This window comes from Moorena sp. SIO3E8 (genome assembly GCF_010692445.1).
GTDB classification, from domain to species: Bacteria; Cyanobacteriota; Cyanobacteriia; order Cyanobacteriales; family Coleofasciculaceae; genus Moorena; species Moorena bouillonii.
The window spans coordinates 1-3,711 of the sequence record NZ_JAAHHM010000277.1 but is presented as its reverse complement, the minus strand read 5'-3'; the positions used below and the strand labels follow the sequence as shown (position 1 = coordinate 3,711).

The following is a 3,711-nucleotide window of genomic DNA, read 5'->3' as shown; positions in this document are numbered from 1 at the left end:
CCCGATTCCCGATTCCCGATTCCCGATACCCGATTCCCGATTCCCGATTCCCGATTCCCGATTCCCGATTCCCGATTCCCGATTCCCGACTCCCGATTCCCGATTCCCGATTCCCGATTCCCGATTCCCGATTCCCGATTCCCGATTCCCTACTCCAAAAGTCCCGCATCAATACCTAGTGCCTGAAGTTGTTCCGGACTAAGAGCCTTCAATTGGGCTACCAACTGTTGCCGCTTTTGTTGCTCCTGCTGGACTTGAGCCTCCGCATACGCTGCTCGCTCCTGGCCAGTCAGTAATAGATTTCCCTCTCGATCCCACCATCGCAACCAAGGTTGTTCCGCTAGACCGAGATACGTGCCTCGCCACACTCCTAGTTCTACATTCATTCTATTAATGGGATAGTGGTTACGCTCGTTGGGACTCAGGCGCTCGTAGGTGCCATCTTCCCAGTGGTACACTTCCAACTCCCCGGTATTGATCATAAATATACCGTAATAGGGAATCCGAATAATTTTCTCGTATACCCAGAATTTACCTGGTTTTTGAACCTTGCCATCTACTGCTTGCAACGGTGTTTGATCCCGTTCTTCGGTTCCTGTACCCGATGCAAACTCTAGGGCAATCAAAGGTGTTATATATTCCCGCCACAGTACATAAGAGCGTCTAATCTGGCCATCCAGTCGGGGCGGCACGTCAGGCACATAAAACCAATCCGGGGCTTCTGCACCTTTTTCGGGAGGGTTAGTCTCCCGCCAGTAAATCCCAGAATCTTGACCAATGGCATAGCGATTGTCCGGGTGAAGCTCTTGCAAGACTGGTTCGATGGAGTCAGTCAGAAGAATGCTTTGGGGATGTTCCTGAAAATTTTTCACAAAGGTTCCATCAGATTCTGGCAGTTGGGTATGGTCTGGAAACGGGCGCAGTTGTTCGTCAATGGTGGTGTTGGACTGAACCATAGCTCGAAGGTGTTGAGAATTTATGGGAACTTGTCTTGTTAGCTATCAGCTATCAGCTATCAGCCGTCAGCGATCGCATTAATTTCGAGATTTGCGTTCGCGAAGCGTGACCAAAGGTCAATCGCATTAATCTACAGGACTTACGCGGTTAACTTGATTTCGCCCCCCTAGCCCCCCAATTTTGGGGGGGAAATTGAGTTAAAGTCCCCCAGAATTGGGGGACACACGGGGGCAAATGCGTAAGTCCTAATCTAAAAGTTGCTTACTATAGCAATCTTAATGAAAACCAGACCGATTCATCCGTTGCTGGTGGGCAGTGCTTACTTTAGCTATCGGTTGCTGATCTGATCTTGCTGATCCACTGCCCACCCTACATCTACCGTTTGCGATCGCATTAATCTTATCTCTAGCTTCCCCCTTATTAAGGGGGACGGGAGGGGGATCCCCACACCTCAAAAAATTTTTTCCCCTAGATGATATGAAAATTGAAACAAGTGGGTAAGTTAAGTCTAGAAGAAAACAATTCATAAGCATTCAGCTATCAGCGGTCAGCGATTAGCGCTACGCGCACGCTACGCGAACAGCTTTCAGCTTATGGGTGATCACAGGCTGGAAGCCTGTGCCACATTACTTGACTTTTGAATAAAATAAGCTGACCACTGACCACTGACCACTGACCGCTGAATACTTACAATAAATCAGCATCCCACACCTCCAGAAAGACTTATGAAAACTGAACTAAAAGTTAAACTGCTTCAGCACCTGACCCAGAAGAAGCAAGACGAAGGTTTTACTCTAATTGAACTACTGGTTGTAATCATCATTATTGGAATTCTATCTGCCATTGCTCTGCCTTCTTTCTTGAACCAAGCTAATAAGGCCAAGCAGTCAGAAGCTAAAACTTATGTCGGTTCTATGAATCGCGCTCAGCAAGCGTACTACTTGGAAAATAATGGATTTGTAACTGAGACTAGTGATTTTGGTGAGCTAGGTCTTGGGGTTGCCACAGAGACTGAGAACTACAAATACGGGGTCGAGGGGGACAACAACGCCGATCCAGCACAGGTATCTAACTTTGGAGACCCTGTACTTGCTTCAGCTCCTCTTAGGGCATATCAGGGCGTCGTAATCTTAGGTGAGATAATAGAGACCAGTGAGGCAACCACCTTGGCTATATTGTGTGAAGCGAGAAAAGCTCGGGGAGTTGGAGGTGAAATCGCCGAGGGTCAAACAATCAGGATTGTAAATAAACAGCCTAAATGTGTAGACACGGAAAATTGGAACAATTTATCAGGTAAGGATGACTGATGATAGTTAGGCTAAAACCTTGGTGACAACAGTTTGAATCACCGAAAATTAGATATTTAGTTAGAGTGGGTAGAAACATCTACCCACTTTGTTTTATGGAAATACTTAAGTGGACAATCACTTTAATCAGGATTTCAATGGTATTAGAAAATAGGGTGGTCTTTTGAATATAAATAGCAAAAAAATATGACTAACTGGCAGCAACAAGCGGAGCAATATTTAATCAAGGGGGACTATAGTAAAGCCGCAAGCTTATACGAACAGGCTATTGAAGCAGAACCTGATGTCATCCCTTACTACTGGCATTTAGGGTTACTATTCCTATTGCAGGGTCAAGAAACCGAAGCCCAAACCACTTGGCTGCTGGTGATGGCGGAGGCGGAGTCAGACCAATTAGAGACGTGGATTGAGGAACTGCTCCAGGTGTTGCAAAGGGAAGCTGAGCGCAGGCAGGAGTTAGGGGATTATGCGGTAGCCTGGGCAATCCGCCAGCATATGCGGGAAATTTGCCCCACGGATCTAACTAATCTCTTGGAAATTATTGCCCTAAGCATCAAGCTAGAAACCTTTAGGGGTGATGACTTGACGGAGCTGGGGGTGATTGAACTGCTACAAACCCAGCCAAGGATAGAATGCAATCACCAGTTATTAAAAGAGGTTTTGAAGCAGATACTAGAAGCCGAACCATTGCATCCCGCCTCCCTAGCATTCACCGAAGCTTGCTTAGCTTACCTGCCTAATCCTGAGTTTTGGTTTTGGCCGTTGCTGTCAGCCTGTATGAAAATTGGTCATACTTTAAAGCAACCGACCATTGCTGCTAGTTTTCTGGAACGTTATCGCTCCTTAAATCTTCAGAATCCTCATAATATAGAAATATTACGACATCTCGCTACCTTTTATCAAAATGCTCGTAATTATGACCAGGGCATAGAAACCGCTAAGTTGTGCTATTCCTTATCCGAATCCTTACCAGACCAAATATCTGGAATTAACTTGGTATTGCGGGGGATAATGAATGCGGGGGGCTATTGGCAGGAGGTTTCTGCGGCTTGCCAGACCCTAGAATCACTGCTGGTTTCACTAATTAAGGAACAACCAGCCAACTTGTCTGATGTTGAGACTCTGCGTCTGCTTACCCCATTCTTTCCTCTGGTTCATTTTCAGGACGAGCCTGGCCATTTTAGACCAATTTTGAATCAAATCGCTGAGGTGTTCGAGAGGAATATTCGGGTTTATGCCAAGGAAAGAGCGGAGTGGTATGGATCCCCCCTAACCCCCCTTATTAAGGGGGGAATTGAGCATGGATCCCCCCTTAATAAGGCTATCCATTAGGCAAAAGTAGTCGAAACAGTGATAGAGACTAGGACGTAGAAGCAAGTTGTGAACCTTCAAACAAATGGTAAAAGGTAGAAAGCCCTCGCCAGAGAGTTTTCAAGCCAGGTTCGCC

Annotated in this window: 3 protein-coding genes and 1 pseudogene; 3 read left to right on the top strand and 1 reads right to left on the bottom strand. The window is 46.3% G+C overall.

The window, feature by feature from the left end:
- Nucleotides 1-186, top strand: a pseudogene (locus F6K46_RS38750) (glycosyltransferase WbuB); the annotation flags it as partial.
- On the opposite strand, the gene F6K46_RS38745 reads toward F6K46_RS38750, so the two are convergent.
- Nucleotides 150-956: a Uma2 family endonuclease gene (locus F6K46_RS38745; protein WP_293066119.1), complete on the bottom strand. Its 807-nt coding sequence runs from the start codon at nucleotides 954-956 to the stop codon at nucleotides 150-152. The pseudogene F6K46_RS38750 and the gene F6K46_RS38745 overlap by 37 nt on opposite strands.
- A 726-nt stretch (nucleotides 957-1,682) precedes the next feature.
- On the opposite strand from F6K46_RS38745, the gene F6K46_RS38740 reads away from it, so the two are divergent.
- Entirely contained in the window at nucleotides 1,683-2,264 is a 582-nt protein-coding gene (locus tag F6K46_RS38740; protein ID WP_293066121.1) for a type IV pilin-like G/H family protein, read from the top strand.
- Nucleotides 2,265-2,450: 186 nt separating this feature from the next.
- Nucleotides 2,451-3,596, top strand: coding sequence for a hypothetical protein (locus tag F6K46_RS38735; RefSeq protein ID WP_293066124.1), 1,146 nt, complete (start codon nucleotides 2,451-2,453; stop codon nucleotides 3,594-3,596).
- The last annotated feature ends 115 nt before the right edge of the window (nucleotides 3,597-3,711 follow it).

Excerpts from the sequence above, each read along its gene's own strand:
- F6K46_RS38745 (WP_293066119.1), bottom strand. The coding sequence starts at position 956 with ATGGTTCAGTCCAACACCACCATTGACGAACAACTGCGCCCGTTTCCA.
- F6K46_RS38740 (WP_293066121.1), top strand. The coding sequence starts at position 1,683 with ATGAAAACTGAACTAAAAGTTAAACTGCTTCAGCACCTGACCCAGAAG.
- F6K46_RS38735 (WP_293066124.1), top strand. The coding sequence starts at position 2,451 with ATGACTAACTGGCAGCAACAAGCGGAGCAATATTTAATCAAGGGGGAC.